Origin of the sequence: Pseudoalteromonas porphyrae, assembly GCF_001298125.1 — a bacterium.
GTDB classification, from domain to species: Bacteria; Pseudomonadota; Gammaproteobacteria; order Enterobacterales; family Alteromonadaceae; genus Pseudoalteromonas; species Pseudoalteromonas neustonica.
Map to the genome: position 1 here is coordinate 1 of NZ_LHPH01000003.1, position 15,796 is coordinate 15,796.

The following is a 15,796-nucleotide window of genomic DNA, read 5'->3' on the forward strand; positions in this document are numbered from 1 at the left end:
TACATAGATAAAGTAAAAACTATTTCTTTATTTATGAGAAGTATAAAAAGTGCTGAATATAAAGAAATTTTAGAAATCACTTTATTCTCGAAGCTCACTATTTTCACTTGGCTTTTATTTATTGAAATAGCTTATAACTTGTACAGAACAGCCGATGACAACGATAAAAAAACTGCTGAACTTGTATTTATGGAAGTTGCTGGTTTAACATGTAGGCAGCTAAAAGAAGTTTATTGGCTTGATTCATTATCTGAACAAGTACTTGTAGAGCTAACAGAACGTAAGCTACTTTAACTATGTAAACCCCTTTCCAGCCGAAAGCTTACCCTCTAAACTTTATACTCGTTACCAGTGTTTTATTATGAAAACTGGTAACGATGCAACCACTCCCACTACCTAAACGACCTAAGCTATCTAACTTTACGTTAGTGCCCAATAGCCAAATACACTTAAACAAAGCCAATAATGCGACCGAGATTTACGACCTTGAGGGCGCTTATTGGGAGTTTGAAATAGAACTTGCCAATGTGCCTGAGCGTGATGCGTTGGCGCTTGATGGTTTTATTGCCAGCCTACGCGGCCAAGTGGGCACGTTTACCTTAATAGATTACCGCCGTGAGCAGCTTGATAAAGATTTTGTGGGTTATGTACGCGGTGATAACCAAGACGGCAATATTTTAAACATTGATGGCCTACCCGCTAACCAAACCCTGTTGGTTGTTGGCGAACGTATGCAAGTAGGCGTTGGCCAAAACACCGAACTTAAAGTATTAACCCAAGATTTAGTGACTGACTCACTAGGCCGCGCTACCGTTATATTTGAATCTCCCCTACGCAAAATACCTGCAGACAACACCTTAATCACGTTTAAACAACCGGTTGGTTTGTTCCGCCTTGCTGATAACAAGCAAGGACTTGCCAGTGCGCAGTATAAAAACGGCATTGTTACCAGCTGGAAAATTAAAGGGCGGGAGGCGTTTTAATGGAAAGCTTAAACGCTGCCCTACTCGCTGATTTAGCAACAAGCGGTCGTGCTCGTTACTTTGTGCGCCTGGCGTTTAAAAGTGGTGATGTGCTGTTACATACCGGTGTGGGTGAGCGCCGCTTTGCTAATTTAACCTGGCATGGCGTGGGTATGCTTGGCACCGTGAGTGAAATACCGGCCAGCGATAAAAACGACAGTGCTCGCATACGTTTAACCCTACACACCCAAGACCAGGCTATTTTAGCTGAGGTTGCCGAAAACGACCCCATTAGCCAGGGCTGCGAAATATACCTAGTGACTGTTGATGAGCATTACCGTGTGAGCCAAAGCCAGTTACTTGAAAGCGGCTACATTGTGGCCTGTGATGTTGAGCGCGGCGATGTATCACAAATACAACTTAGCGTAGCAGGTGAAAGTGAGCGCTGGAAAGAAGCCCGCTTAAACCAACGCTGGAACGACGCCACCCAAAAAGCGCTTTACCCGGGCGATGTGTTTTTTAGTGAGCAAGCGACCGCCAATAAACAAAACCTACCTGATACACAACCTGGTAATTACATAGGAGGGCCACGCAATGAACGTCGCCGCTAAGCTTGCTGCTTTTATAACAAAGCGTAACTGTGAACCGTTTAAATGGGGTAAAAATGATTGCTGCCTATTGGTAGCTGATTGGGTGCTATTTGCAACGGGTAACGATGTAGCCGCCGACTTTAGAGGTAAATACCGCACTGAACGTGGTGCATTTAAACAATTATTTAAACGTGGTTTAAACGATATTCAAAGCGTGTTTAAAGAGCGTTTAAACCCCGCAATTGCGCTTAGTTACGCCCGCCGCGGTGATATCGCCTTGGTTGAGTTTAAAGGTGAGTATGTGGGCGGCATCGTGACTGTTAATGCAGTGGTGTGCGTGGGTGAAAATGGCTTGGTAACGCTACCCATGGACGCCGTAAAGGCGGTTTACCCGTTGGAGCCGCGTAATGTCTAAGGTAGTTGAGGTATCAGCAAAGTTAAGTGGTGACTTTTTAGGGATAAGCTCGACATTTTGGGATAAAACCATGGGGGCGCTTTGGGAGTCGCTAGAGCCAGATGAACCAGTAAACGATTTAGCGACACTTGGCCAAGGCTTACAAAAAGGCATTGACCAACCTCGGCGCATAACCTTTGGCCGCGACCGTGTAGGCGGTGTTATTGCCCACCAAGCAGAAGTTGAAAAAGGCGATAAAAAATGGATGCAGTTAATTGTACTCATTAACGGTGCGCCCATAGATGCCCTTGAAGAGATATACATTGCGGATAAAAAACTGAGTGAATACCCAAGTGAAAGCTGGGATTATTCGCTCAGTGATGGCCGCCAAACCACAGCTAACGCGAAAGCGTTGGCTAAAATGGCGGGCTGGACCAGTGAGCACGTGGGCTTTGGCCAAAGCTATGTGTTTATTGAAATTGAAAATAATCGTGAAGTGTTTGAAGACGGCATAAGCGACATGGGCTTTTTAATACGCGGTTCCCGTGTGTGGGACCCGCGCGATACAAGCCAAAACCCTGACGACGAAAGCACCTGGCTTTGGAGCCAAAACGCCGTGTTATGCGCCCTGCACTATGTGCGTTTTTACGGTGCTCACGAAGTGCCGTTTGAGCGTTTACCACTGCAGTGGTGGATTGCAGCCATTAACGTGTGTGATGAAGACGCTGAGTTTACGGATGCTGAGGACGTTGTAACGACAGAGCCACGTTATACAACCAATGGCAGTTTTACGTTTAGCACCAAACCCATTGAAGTTTTAAACCAATTAGAAGCGTGCTTTGCAGGTAAAATCTTTAGACAAATGGGTCAATGGTATGTGCGCGTAGGTGCCTGGTATGGCAATCCAACGCACACAATTAATCAGGATGATGTACACGGTAATATTAAAATAAAATGGCACGCTGATTTACGCGACCGTGCCAATGTTGTTAGAGCCACATTTACCGACCCTGAGCAAAACTATGACCGTACAGATGCCCCGCCCGTTATGTCTAAGGGTTATCAAGCCATTGATAACCAAACGCTTGAAAAAACCATTACTCTGCCATTTGTACGCAGCAGTACTACAGCGCAGCGCTTATCCACTATTTATATGGAGCAAACCCGCCTTGGCGAAATAGAGCTACCGCTTAAACACAAAGGTTTGGCTGCAGCTGTGGGCCGTACGGTGTATTTAAATTTACCACGCGAATCCATTAGCAATAAAATTTACCGTGTTACAGAGCGCCGCTTTAGATTAGACGGTGGCGTAACCTTGATGTGTGTTGAAGACGGCCCTGATTTATGGGCTGATAACATAATACCTGGTGCGCAGGATTTAACCCCAAACAGTGACTATTTGGTTGGCAAACCACAACCAACTTTTGATGTACGGGTAACAATAGACGGTGACGGAAACGGCATAATTAAATGGAACCACCCGACCCCGCTTGCTGTGCATGAATACGATGTTGAGTTTATTAATACTGCTGCTAACGGGCCAGTATTTAAAACCTCAGTCACCTACACACAAGTAACAATCCCTAATTTGCAGCTGGGAGAATACACCGCACGTATTAGCGCTAAAAACATATTTGGCCAGCGCTCACTATTGGTTGCGGTGCAATTTAGTGTACTAACCCCTACTTTGCCGAGTGTATATGTTACTGCTGATTATAACCAAATTACGTTAACTGCTGAGATTGCCGCAGCTGGCATTGGTACACAGTTTGAGTGGGAGTTTTTAGGCACCGCAGCACAGCCACATAATGGCGAACGTGTGCTTGCACAGATTTATAACCGCATTGGTTTAAAAAGCGAAACGGAGTATAAATTTAGAGTGCGCAGCGTAAATCACCTGGGCGCAAGTGATTGGGTTAACGTAACGGCCACTACGACCACCGTTGATTTAACAGAGTACATTAATGAATTACCCCTTACAAAATTAAGCACTGAGGCCCAAACCCTTATTGCTGACATAAACGCGCAAGTTGATCGCCTGCGCCCTGAAACTGAAAACAACTTACCCAGCTTAATTACTAAAAACCTTAATGCCATCACCGGGCTTGCTGAAAAAGTACAGGTTATCGATGCTGAGAACCCAAACAATTTACAGCAGCAACTTGCCGATTCAAATAGCAAAATAACGGATTTAGAGCGCGTAACAGAGGTGTTAGACGCCTCAGTTGATAGCAGCCTACCTGCACTGATTAAACTCAATAACATTGCAATTGAGCAGCAACGTTTAGAACAGCAAAGCATTGGTTTAAGCCTTTTAAACGTGACCAGCGCGTATACAAGTTGGCGTACCGAGTACGAACGCCGCTCGTTTAATAACGAACGTTTGATTGATGCAGCTGTGTATGTTGATCCAGACACAGGCACCATTGTTAACCGCGCGTATGCCATTGCTGAAGAAAGTTTTAATAGCGCTACGCTCTTAATTGAAGGTGTGAACAGTAAAATTACTCTTGCGTCACAACAAATTGCGCAATCTCAAAACCGCATAAGCCAGGCTGAGGCGCAGCTTATTGTTCAAGCAGCACAAATTAATCAGAAAGCGAGTTTTGCCGAAGTAGATGGGCAAATAGCTGGTGCATTATCAGCACTACAGCCCGCGTATAGTTGGCAGTTTAATACTGGGGTTGAAGGGTTTATTGGCACGGATAGCCACCATGCACAGGGCTACATTGTGGCCACAAACACAGTAACCACGCCAACAATCAGCTATAACGCCTATGATAACCCCATGTTTCGTGTGCGTTTACGTATACATAATGGCGCAACATGGAAAGGTGATATTAAATTTAATGGTGGGTCCACTACCCTGCATTTGCCTGAGCCAACCAGCACAGATTTTGAGACCTTAACGCTTGATGCAACAGGCGCAGCAGGCTACACGGGCACTATTACTAGCTTAGAATTTGACCTTGGCGCGTGTGATATCGACTTTATTGAGGTTGGTAAACGCGGCGCTAACGATTTAGCTCTTACTGATATTACAGCGCGTACCACAGAGCTTGAGCAAGATATTAACGCAGCCACAGGCGTTATGGCTCAGTATGCGACAACGAGTTGGGTTAATGCGCTGGGCTATCAAACGCAAAGTAACGTACAGACGCTGATTGACTCGTTTAATGCTCAATACAGTATTGCGACTACTCTGCAAGAGTTTAACGATCAAGACATCATCGTCAAAGCTAACGCGGCTCAAACGTGGATCAACGGCGCAGAAGCCACAATACGCGACCAAGTTACCAGCATTTTAAACAGCGAAGACGGCGTAAACCAGCGCATTAGTATTGCTGAGCAAAGCATGGATGCCATAGCCGGTGAAATTAGCCAAAGCATAACTCAGGTTAGCGGCCTTGAAATTGATGTTAAAGGTTTAGGCTTAAATGAGGTTATTGCAGCATATAACAAAATGCAGCAAGACCAGGAACTAGCAGAACAAAGCTTTAGCTTATCTGTAGCTAACCAAAAGCTCACGGCTGTTACAGACGATGTAAAATCACTCGCAACGCAAACGCTCGAACTTGCGGGCTTATATGGCCAAAATGCGGCCTACTTAACCAGTTTAAACCAAGCCTTTGCGAACGAACGTACAGCGCGCTCAAGCACTGAGCGTGAGTTAAGAGCCGAAATTATTCGCGAGGGTACGCGCTCTGTTGCCCAAGCCAATGAACGGGTTGATGCCATTGTTGGTTACTGTATTGATGCCGAGGGTAATAAAGTTGATGAAGTTAACGCCATGGCTTGCATTGCCGCTGGCCATGAATGGATAGCAGGCCCATTGGTTGAACTAATCAATAACTACACTGCCGTTTTTGTTGAAGCACAAGGCTACCAAACCGCGACTAACGTACAGCAATTTATCAGCACGTTTGACGGTGAATACAGCATTACAGCAACAATCCAGCAGATTAATGCCGAGGGCATAATCACCGCCGCTAAAGAAGCTCAGCAGTGGATAAATGCAGCTGATGGCACCATTACAAACTTGATCACTCAGTTTGTTAATAAACCCAATGGCATAAACGATAACATTGCATTTGCGTACGATTTAATACAAGCCAATACCGACGATCTAACTGTAACTGCCAACGCGCAGCAACAACTAAGTTTGCGCATGGGTGATGCCGAGGCTGACTTAAACCGCATTGATAATTTAGTGATCACAGAGCAACAAGCCCGCGCAACGTTAGGCACTCAATTACGCATTGAGTTTCAAACGCAAGATTTAGCGATGCTTGCCACTGCTAACGAGTTTACCCGCGCAGTAACCGGCTATTGTGTTGATGCCAACGGCGAGCGTGTTGATCAAGATGATGCCGTGCAGTGCGAACTAGACGGACACACGTGGATAGACGGCCCAGCTGTGCAGCGCGCCGTTGAAATTGGTGCCGCATGGGTAACACTGCAGGGCTATCAAACACAAAGTAACGTTAGCCAACTGCTTGATACCTTTAATGCCACTTATCAAATAAGCGCCACGCTGCAGCAGTTTGATGACAATGACACGCTGACTAAAGCCAATAATGCTCAGCAGTTTTTAAACGGTAAAGACGCTTATTTTGAAACCCGAATCACGGCTTATAACGCTAAAGAGGACGGCGTTGATGCTAAGTTTACTGACGTTCAGCAACGTTTAGACGCCGCCGAGGGCGAGGTAACGACCAACATTTTACAAATTCAGGGCTTGGAGCTTGGACAACAAGCCCAGGGCTTGAATGATGTTATTGCAGCGTACAATCAATTTAAGCAAGACCAGGACTTAGCAACGCTCAATGTTAAAGCGTCACTCGCTAACGAAAAGCTGCAAGCGCAAAGCACAGACCTTGAAAGTTTGGCTCAGCAGCAGCTTGAGTTAGCAGCCATTTTTAATAGTAACAACGCTATTATTACCTCGCTAAACAAAGCGGTAGCTAATCAATATCAATCAAGCGTGGTGCGTGACCAACGTTATCAAGCAACATTTGATAACGTAACGGCGCGTTTTAGCGATGTTACCACAGCTATTGCGAGCATTGATGAAGCCAACACCCTACGTGATATTGAGTTTGAATCGTTTGTTGCCGACACAATCGCCAGCTTTGACGAAGTAAGCGAAACATTCGCCAGCCAAAACCAAGCGTTCAGCACGTTACAACAAACACTCACCAGCAAAATCAATACTGACACCGCCGAAGCTAAAAACACCGCTATAGCTACCGCGCAAGAGTACACCCGTACCGCTGTTGGTTATTGTGTAAATGCTGAGGGGCAAATTACCAGCGAAAACGACGCCGTGCAATGCGTGGCAGATGGCGGCTCATGGGTTAATGGCCCCCTCGCTGAGTTTATCGCCAATATGCAAATCACCGATGGTGAAAACAGCGCGAGCATTAAACAGCTACGCCAGTTATTTACCACAGTAGACGGCAAGCTTGTTGCTCGCGGTGGCTGGACGCTCGATAACAATGGCCGTGTTACAGGTATCGCGGGTTATAACGATGGAGTATTAGCCAGTCTTGATTTAGTCGGTGATATTATACGCCAAGGTGCGATGGTTGATGGTACATTCGTTCCCACCTCTTACGTTGATAACTCCGATCCACTTAACCCTCAGCATGTAATACGTGGCCGCTTAGTGCTTGGTGATGGCCATACTGTTAGCTCATTAGATGACATTAAAGCCCAAGATGGTAGAGACGGTGTTGATGGTCAGGATGGCATTGACGGTGCCACTGGCCCGCAAGGTATTCAGGGGCCTAAAGGTGATAACGGCATAACTACCTATACATGGCTAAAATACGCTGATAGTGCCAGCGGTTCAGGCCTTAGTAACTCACCCACTAACAAAGAATATATTGGCTTTGCTTATAATAAAACCACGGCTACAGAGTCAACCAACCCAGCAGATTACACATGGTCAAAAATAAAAGGCAAGGATGGAACTAACGGTACAGACGGTGTGCCTGGTGCAAAAGGTGCGGATGGCAAAACAACCTATACATGGATTGCTTACAGCAATAATGCTGATGGATCAGGCATGTACCAAGTCCCTAGTAGTAACACTAAATACATTGGCATTGCTGTAAATAAAACCTCGGCTACGGAGTCAGGAAACCCAGCTGATTATACGTGGTCATTATTTAAAGGGGCTGATGGTCAAGATGGTGCTGACGGCCAAGATGGCAAAACAACTTACACATGGTTAAAGTATGCCGATAATGTAAGCGGCGCTGGGCTTAGTAACTCACCCGCTAACAAAGAATATATTGGCTTTGCTTACAATAAAACCACGGCTACAGAGTCAACCAACCCAGCAGATTACACATGGTCAAAAATAAAAGGCAAGGATGGAACTAACGGTACAGACGGTGTGCCTGGTGCAAAAGGTGCGGATGGCAAAACAACCTATACATGGATTGCTTACAGCAATAATGCTGATGGATCAGGCCTGTACCAAGTCCCTAACAGCAACACTAAATACATAGGTATTACTGTAAATAAGTCCACAGCGACAGAATCAACCAACCCAGCTGATTATACGTGGTCATTATTCAAAGGAGCGGATGGTCAAGATGGCGCAGATGGCCGTAATGGAAACAACGGTGCTAACGGTTCCCGAGGCGCGGGCCGTTACACTGTTGCCACTTCAACCGGTGCATGGTCAGACGCTAGCGCAAACAGTGCAGTACCGAGTGGTTTCCCCGTAATTAATGACATAGTTACCATTTATAAATCCAGCGACCCGAAAATTGAAAACACCAAGCGTTACACGGGAGCAAGTTGGCAATCATATGTGTTGCGAGTACACGGCAGCGCAATGATTGAAGACACTTTGGATGGTAAGGTTCTACGTGCGGGGACACGTATTGAATCCCCGCGCATTGACTTGATTGGTGATGCATTTATGAAAATAGAGCTCGCGAGTGGTTTTGGCACTGATAACTTGTGGTACTGGTACGGGCCCAAAATTATGAGCAACGGATTACCAAATCTTGATGCACTTCGAAAATCAAACGCGATTGAATGGAAAGATACCTCAGGAAATGCTTATTTCGGTGGGTCAATTACCGCGGGCTTATTTAGAACCGCTTTAACAACGACGGACTTAGCGGCGAATGCAAATGTAACAATAGGCCCATTCGGGTCAAATGGCGGGATTATAGATCTTATTTGCTCGTTACAAGCGAACACATACCGCAGCGGTAGAAGTGAAGTAGAGCCGACAAAACCACTTAGCCCCCGCTTTAGCATCGTTTTATATGAGTTTGTAAATAGCAATTGGGTAACAAGAAGAACCCAATCATACACGGGCACATCATACCTCAATAGTACATACGACCATGAATCACGCAAATATATATGGAGCATGAGCCAAGCCTGCTCAGGCTCGTTCACATATACAGATAACAAGCAAAGCACCGTGGATCGCACCTACAAACTCGCAATTTCAGTACGTGATGATTTTAGAGTGTCGTCATCGTTCACCACATCGCAAAAATTAACATTAGTGTCTCAAGAGGATTAAAATATGGCAGCATTTACAGCCAGTCAAGCCAGTGTTACCAACGGCTCTAAAGTAGTAACAATCAACAGCGGCGAAAGTATCGCAAATGTGCGACAAGGTGATTTTTTATTTTTGGCTGGGTTTTTAGTCGAGATAAATCGCGGCTACCTGGGCAGCGCTAGTCAGCAATACATAGAGCTGGTTAACAACTGGGCCAATAGCAATCAGTCAAACCAAAAGGCAGTGGTAATCCCCACCACGGGCGATTTTAGAGCAGCGGTTGATGCTATTAATAACGCAAACAAAAACGTCAATGACAACTTTGTGGCAATGCAAAATTGGCAAACTAAAATGGGGGCGGTCACGTTCGTTAATCAAGACGGCAGCACGACAACAGTTAAAACGTTAAAGCAAATTGAAGCGGACAACGCCACACAAATGGATGCGTATCACCCCTACCCGTGGGCTATGAGAAAAGTCGAATTTGAAGCTAGACGTGCTGCAAACAATGAAAAGTATGCGGCAAGTGGTTTTGTGCATAAGGGTAAACAATACGCAAATACCAATGTCGAACATGTGAATTCCGGGCTTTGGATTTATAAAGAAAACTCTGGATATGAACGGGATAATTTTTTTCTTGGTTGCAACTCAAGCTCAGGCATTGGAGAATCTAAGAGCGCGACCCCTATTTTAAATATGTGTGGGGTATTATTTAATATTACTTTATTGTCCGAAAATAATAGTATATTAAATGTTCGTGTAAAACTCCCGCCCCCAGAAGAAGGGTTAAGAACCTATGACACCGCCATAGGTGTGAGTGTTACGCATGCCAGTTTAGCTACCGCTTTTGCTAGTGAGACTACTACAAATAAGGTGGTTTTAAACCGTAAAGATGCATGGGGCTTCGAAGCTTTTTTACGCGAAATAACACCCTCAGATCCTATGGTTTACAAGCGTGGCATCATTCAAGGGTTAGGTGCCACAATTAACGGCGTGACTACAACTATAGATTATACACGCCCCCTCAGCTACTATGCTTGGTATTTGGGAGATACAAGCACCCGAGGAAGAGGGGTTGATTGGCTGACAGCTACAGAACAACAGCGTAAAACGATTGCCAGTGACCCCGAAAACAACATCTTTTTTGATGATTCAACCGGAAAGTTTTATCAGTGGTGTCTGCGAGGACGTTCTTTTGCTGGTGCTGGGAATGGCGATTGGCAAGTAATTGATTCATCATCATCGGGAGGGTTATTGGCTTTTTCGGTCTCATCTCCAGTTAAACGTATTTCACCACAAGGTATCCAAGATGTAGGGTTGGATTTTTCAAGTGCTCCTTACTTTTATAATAATAATCACCCCAATGGCGATCAGGAATACGGCCACTTTTCCTCGAAAAATACCGACGGTTCAACATATACGTCTGTTGGTGTTAATGGGCAGTGCCATATCTTAATTTGCGGAACTTTAAGTAGATTAAATCGTGGCGCTTACCATCCTAGTTTAAATCCCTATGGTGCAGATAGATTTGTACGGGCTAGTTCACCCGCCAGTGGTGGCGATCTTTGGTATGTAACAACTCAAGAGTACAATACTCAATATGACTGTTTTGAAAAAGAGGAAAACGGGGGGGCACGGTCAAATAAAGATTTTGGCCTAAAAGCTCACGGAGCTTCGGGAAGACCTGATGCTCGGTATGTTGATGCTATATATAAGTCAGGGTTTGGTGGTTTTTCTCGTGACATGCGATATTCAGCTTGGGGATTGAAGCCTGACGATTTTGGAGATGCCGATTTAAAAATTAAATCGGGGCAATACTTAGGTCAAGTTGAATCTTCAATGAGTAAGGTAGGGACTGTAACTACGTCAGGATCTGTTTATAGTGATAACTTAACTAAACTAATCATCTCAAATCAAAGATTTAGCTCCGAATTTGCTGATTGGGAAGGTTTCGGTCTGAATTCACCCGCGGCGGAAATACCGCTACCTGATTGTTATATTATTGATAAGAATGGCGAGGCGCATGGGATCAAGCACGTAGCCATCCGACTTAGTAGTAACTCTTCTTGTTATGTTGTAGGTAACGTCGCTGATAAATTCACCAACGGAACTTATCACATCGTTGTAGCTAGGACGGATTTATTACCTAAAGTTGGAGGTGAGTATACACATACGGAAGTGCAAGGACCTCTGGCGAGAATAGCGGCCTGCGAAGATTTAAAAGATGGTTGGTTTGGTAGTTACAATCCGAACTTGCCCGATGGTGTTAAAGATAGCTTTGGGCTTACACGGCCTTACTCAGGATCAGGTGCTGATATTACACGTACTTATACTGTCAATAACGGAGTAACGTGGACCAGCTCAAAAATAGCAATTTCTGATGTAGTAAATAACACAACTACTTTTAGTAATATGCCTGTTCATCAAGTAACAATTTATCAATATAAAACTAAAGCTAAAATGACTAATCACGGATCAAATAGTGAACCTTTGGGTTTTACTAAAGGTCTAGGAGATGTTTTCGTAAGTTCACGGTGCCGTGAAGAAACAGCTAGAGGCTTAGGATATTCCCTTATTTCAAAGGTGCTAACAAGCCAAAACTCATCATCAACAGGTAAGGACCACGAAATTCTGAAATTAAAAAGATTACAGCTTGGTGATGGGTTAAAAGAACTAATAGGGGTAAATGCATTTATTAGCGAACACGAACAAATCGACATCGTTGCACCTACAAATAATAGCCCCGCGTTAAAATCCCTCAACTACAACGTAATTGAAAACCAACAAGGGTTTATTAATTACGTTTACACCGAGCTTAAACACGACGGTACCGATTGGGGTGATGACGGAAAAATTCACATCGTAGACGGGCAATCAACAATGCTTGATGAAAATGGCAACACTGTTTTAGTCGGCACAGCTCGTTGTGTAGAACCTTTAGGATGGATTAAAAATGACAAATAAATTAGACGCTATTTTAGATTTTATCATTCTAGACGAAAACGAATCACCTGCTATTAACGAGCAGGGTTTACCCACACTTAAGCAAGGGCCAATAGTAAAAGACCTGGCACAGCTTATAGCCAAGGGGAAAGTTCAACACATTGAAAAGTTTGCAAAAATCTTTGCAGAAGGCGAGCAATGGATCTGGGCGAATGACTATTTTAATTACTTAGTTGAGCTGAATAAGGTAACAGAATACAACGCAAATTTACCAGTTATCATAGATAACGAAGATAGCACAACGGCAGAAATTAAACCACGTTCACTCCCTACCGCACCTGAACGATCACCTCTTAAATCCATTGAAAAAGTGTTAGAGCCATACGCTAAGAAAATTGAAAAATTGCGAGGTATAGAATTTAAAAACGTTCAAGTTTCACTAACTGAGAAAAATCAAAACGGTTTGTCATCACTAAAAACAGCTTTTGATTTAGCAGTCGAATTCGGAGCAGAGGAACAGTTTTTCCCTATCAGATTTAATGCTGAATCATGCAATGGAATAGAAATAGTTGAGTTAATTAACGAAGTTGAGTTTAAATCTTTCGGCTTACAATTCATCTTAGCTCGAAAAGCATTCTTTAGTTAAGATTTAAAGAGGGTTTAAACAATGTTTAAACCCTACTCTTTATAAATATTGTTAAACCAAGTTTAAATCTTAATATAATCATCGACAGAAAACTAAATAACACTCTATTTAACATAATTTATGAAGTTCTAAAATCTAGCGTCTTTTTTTCTAAATTTCAGCAGCGGCTTACACCCATTGCAGTAAGTGTTAGGGCTTGTTCGTTTGTAGACTAATTGTAAGGGGTTGTTCGTTTGTAGAATAATAAAGATATGGATATTTTCGCCCTTGCCTTGCGGAAACCCGCGCCTTTGCTGGGTTTGTACTGATTTTAGCGTGTAAATCCTTAACTTTGAATTACGCTTGTTTTTAGACAAACCCGTTCAAAATGACCCAAACCCCGCTTATTCCTGCTCATTTTACGTTTAAAACTAGATGTTTTTTGATTGTTAACGTGCTTAAAACCAAGTTTAAATGCCATAAATCCATATATTCCTGCTTATTTGGCGTTTTAAACGAGATATTTTGAGTGTTAACATGCTTAAAACGGAGTTTAAACACCATTTTAACGCTCTTTAAATCTTCAAAACGTGGTTATTTAAACCTTTTCGGCAAATATAATCGTATTAAACTGTGGTCCTATTTCAATTGTGACCATGTAGCCTTGATATGATAATTTTATTTGGTTGCCTATATAAGCAAACGTATTTGGTTTTTGAACTGCGTTCATTAGATCATGTATTTGTTCAAGACTAAGTTGACCCGCTAAAAGCTTTTCAATTTGAGTGCTGCCAACTGTAACGGCGCTACTATATATAGGTGCGTTTTTACGTGACAATTCATTTAATAAATTTGCAGGCAAGTGCCCTAGCGTATTAACTTTTAACTGATAAACCCATGCGTGCAATTTTCACCTTTATTAATTGCTAACACTTATAAGTATTTTACGGATAATCAATTCAGTAAAAATCTAATCCCACTTATTGTGATTGGATCTAACGCGACGAATGTCTGTTATTAAATATAATTAATATATTGGCTGCGATTTCAAATGTTTTTTGTGATCTATTTTTTGCTGCTCGCGCGGTGTTTTATTATTTTTAAAAATGACTTTCGATCGCCGGCCTCGTTTACCATTGTATGATCAACCATGGTCACTAACTATTTTTAACCGACTCTCAAAAGTCCGATATTTTTTCGGTCAATCATTATTTAGAGTTACTTCTTTGCAAAATTATTTAAAGATATTAATTAGAAGAGATAATATATAAATAAGGTGTAGAGGATTTACGATTTTACTAAAGAAGATTAGAGTTTTTATTTCTAAAATGAGGCAGCGTCGAATTCCCTGCAACCTTTTTTTGAATTGTCAGATTGTATGCTCAATTTTAAATTATTGGCACTGGGTAACAGTGCCAAATAATGATTAATGAAGCGCAGCTGTAAATGGAATGTTCTTACAAATTTCAGCTTCTGCGATTAGTATTTCTTCTAATCGTATATCTACTTCATTTTTATCAAAATATTCATAAGCGAGTTCAACAAATAAGTTTTTATGTTTTTCTTCAGATTTTGCGATCGCAGCATAAAACTCTTTTTCTTTACCATCAGGTAGTGCTTGCGCTACTAGAGAAAAACGCTCATGCCCCCTCGCCTCTATAACAGCTCCAACTAACAAACGATCCATAAAAAATTCGTCACGGCCATTTCTAAATACAGCACGAATTTTTTTTACATAAGGATCTTTTTGATCATTTCCTAAATTTACATCTCGGTCAATCAACAGCTTTAAAACTTGTTTGAAATGAATCATTTCTTCAAGTGCGAGATCGGTCATTGCTTTTACAAGCTTACGACGATCTGGGTAATGCGATAACATAGACATTGCCATGCCCGACGCTTTTTTTTCTGCTGCAGCATGATCTTGTAAAAAGGTATCAAAGTCAGCCATAACTGCTTCGGTCCATGAAAATGGGGTGTGATATTTTAATTCAAACATAATATTTTTACTTAAGATCTAATAGTCAGATTTTAACGTAAATGGATTATAAAATCTTGTTGTTAGATATAAATTTACAATTACATTAACGCATAAAAAAGTTATAAATTTCCATTAGGATATAGCAACTTGTCAATTTTCCCATGASCAGTTGAAGCTACCTTTAATGGGTGTTTTATTTCGTTCCATGCTGTTACTTTGYCACCAATGTTCATTCTTTCAAAATTAGTTAGTTCGCTTTTTATATCTAAAAATTGACACAACTTATTAAAACTATTTATATCAGAAATATCAATCGACAGAAAGTCATCAGGGCGATTCGAAAAATATTGCTTTGCGCCATTTAAATGTGTTGTATAACATTGCTGTAAATATGCGTCACATTCTAATTTATCAAGGGACAAATCTTTAAATGTATTGAGGTAACAACGTTTAATGTGTGGGTTGAATCCCCCATCCTCTCTCATTAAATTTTTGTACATACGCGTTAAAAGCTGACGAATGGATGGGATCCATTTAACGAGCTCTCGCTCTAAATAAATAAATTTTGAATCTGGGTAAAGAGTATCTAAATTTTGGTAATCATTAAAAATAGGCGTATCCGCAATAACTTTTGCGTCAATCATACAACGTTTAGTATAAGCCGTATGTGCGCAGCTAAAGTCCAGCTGTAAAAAAGCATTACACACACTCGTTGTGCCAGTTCTTGGTAAACCGATTATAAAAATTTTGGTAGCTGCATTCAT

The 15,796-nt window shown here is 42.4% G+C and carries 10 protein-coding genes; 7 read left to right on the forward strand and 3 right to left on the reverse strand.

The window, feature by feature from the left end:
- From ADS77_RS22325 to ADS77_RS03270, 7 genes are all read left to right on the forward strand, one after another.
- Positions 1-294, forward strand: a 294-nt coding sequence (locus ADS77_RS22325) for a hypothetical protein (RefSeq protein WP_161803870.1), incomplete at its 5' end; no start/stop codon positions are given.
- An 83-nt stretch (positions 295-377) separates the two neighbouring features.
- Positions 378-983 carry a hypothetical protein gene (locus ADS77_RS03245; RefSeq protein ID WP_054452948.1) on the forward strand — a complete coding sequence of 202 codons (606 nt, stop codon included), beginning with the start codon at positions 378-380 and terminating at the stop codon, positions 981-983.
- On the forward strand, positions 983-1,573 hold the full coding sequence (locus ADS77_RS03250; RefSeq protein WP_054452950.1) for a hypothetical protein: 591 nt from the start codon (positions 983-985) through the stop codon (positions 1,571-1,573). The genes ADS77_RS03245 and ADS77_RS03250 overlap by 1 nt, the downstream gene beginning before the upstream one ends.
- Positions 1,557-1,967 (forward strand): DUF6950 family protein, encoded by a 411-nt coding sequence (locus tag ADS77_RS03255; protein WP_054452952.1) that lies wholly within the window; start codon positions 1,557-1,559, stop codon positions 1,965-1,967. Before ADS77_RS03250 ends, ADS77_RS03255 begins: the two co-directional genes overlap by 17 nt.
- Positions 1,960-9,504: a phage tail protein gene (locus ADS77_RS03260; protein ID WP_054452954.1), complete on the forward strand. Its 7,545-nt coding sequence runs from the start codon at positions 1,960-1,962 to the stop codon at positions 9,502-9,504. Before ADS77_RS03255 ends, ADS77_RS03260 begins: the two co-directional genes overlap by 8 nt.
- A 3-nt stretch (positions 9,505-9,507) precedes the next feature.
- On the forward strand, positions 9,508-12,447 hold the full coding sequence (locus tag ADS77_RS03265) for a hypothetical protein (protein ID WP_054452956.1): 2,940 nt from the start codon (positions 9,508-9,510) through the stop codon (positions 12,445-12,447).
- Positions 12,437-13,072: a hypothetical protein gene (locus ADS77_RS03270; RefSeq protein ID WP_054452958.1), complete on the forward strand. Its 636-nt coding sequence runs from the start codon at positions 12,437-12,439 to the stop codon at positions 13,070-13,072. The genes ADS77_RS03265 and ADS77_RS03270 overlap by 11 nt, the downstream gene beginning before the upstream one ends.
- Before the next feature lie 577 nt (positions 13,073-13,649).
- Here ADS77_RS03270 and ADS77_RS03275 read toward each other — a convergent pair.
- The 3 genes from ADS77_RS03275 to ADS77_RS03285 all read right to left on the reverse strand — a co-directional run bounded on the left by ADS77_RS03275 (position 13,650) and on the right by ADS77_RS03285 (position 15,796).
- A complete protein-coding gene (locus ADS77_RS03275) occupies positions 13,650-13,958 on the reverse strand; it encodes a hypothetical protein (RefSeq protein WP_054452960.1) in 309 nt (102 codons plus the stop codon).
- Positions 13,959-14,477: 519 nt separating this feature from the next.
- The gene (locus ADS77_RS03280) at positions 14,478-15,050 is read right to left on the reverse strand and encodes a tRNA-(ms[2]io[6]A)-hydroxylase (RefSeq protein WP_054204596.1); all 573 of its coding nucleotides are present in this window, start codon (positions 15,048-15,050) and stop codon (positions 14,478-14,480) included.
- A 101-nt stretch (positions 15,051-15,151) separates the two neighbouring features.
- Positions 15,152-15,796, reverse strand: coding sequence for a sulfotransferase (locus tag ADS77_RS03285; protein WP_054452961.1), 645 nt, complete (start codon positions 15,794-15,796; stop codon positions 15,152-15,154).

Coding starts and splice junctions, on each gene's coding strand:
- ADS77_RS03245 (WP_054452948.1), top strand. CDS start 378: ATGCAACCACTCCCACTACCTAAACGACCTAAGCTATCTAACTTTACG.
- ADS77_RS03250 (WP_054452950.1), top strand. CDS start 983: ATGGAAAGCTTAAACGCTGCCCTACTCGCTGATTTAGCAACAAGCGGT.
- ADS77_RS03255 (WP_054452952.1), top strand. CDS start 1,557: ATGAACGTCGCCGCTAAGCTTGCTGCTTTTATAACAAAGCGTAACTGT.
- ADS77_RS03260 (WP_054452954.1), top strand. CDS start 1,960: ATGTCTAAGGTAGTTGAGGTATCAGCAAAGTTAAGTGGTGACTTTTTA.
- ADS77_RS03265 (WP_054452956.1), top strand. CDS start 9,508: ATGGCAGCATTTACAGCCAGTCAAGCCAGTGTTACCAACGGCTCTAAA.
- ADS77_RS03270 (WP_054452958.1), top strand. CDS start 12,437: ATGACAAATAAATTAGACGCTATTTTAGATTTTATCATTCTAGACGAA.
- ADS77_RS03280 (WP_054204596.1), bottom strand. CDS start 15,050: ATGTTTGAATTAAAATATCACACCCCATTTTCATGGACCGAAGCAGTT.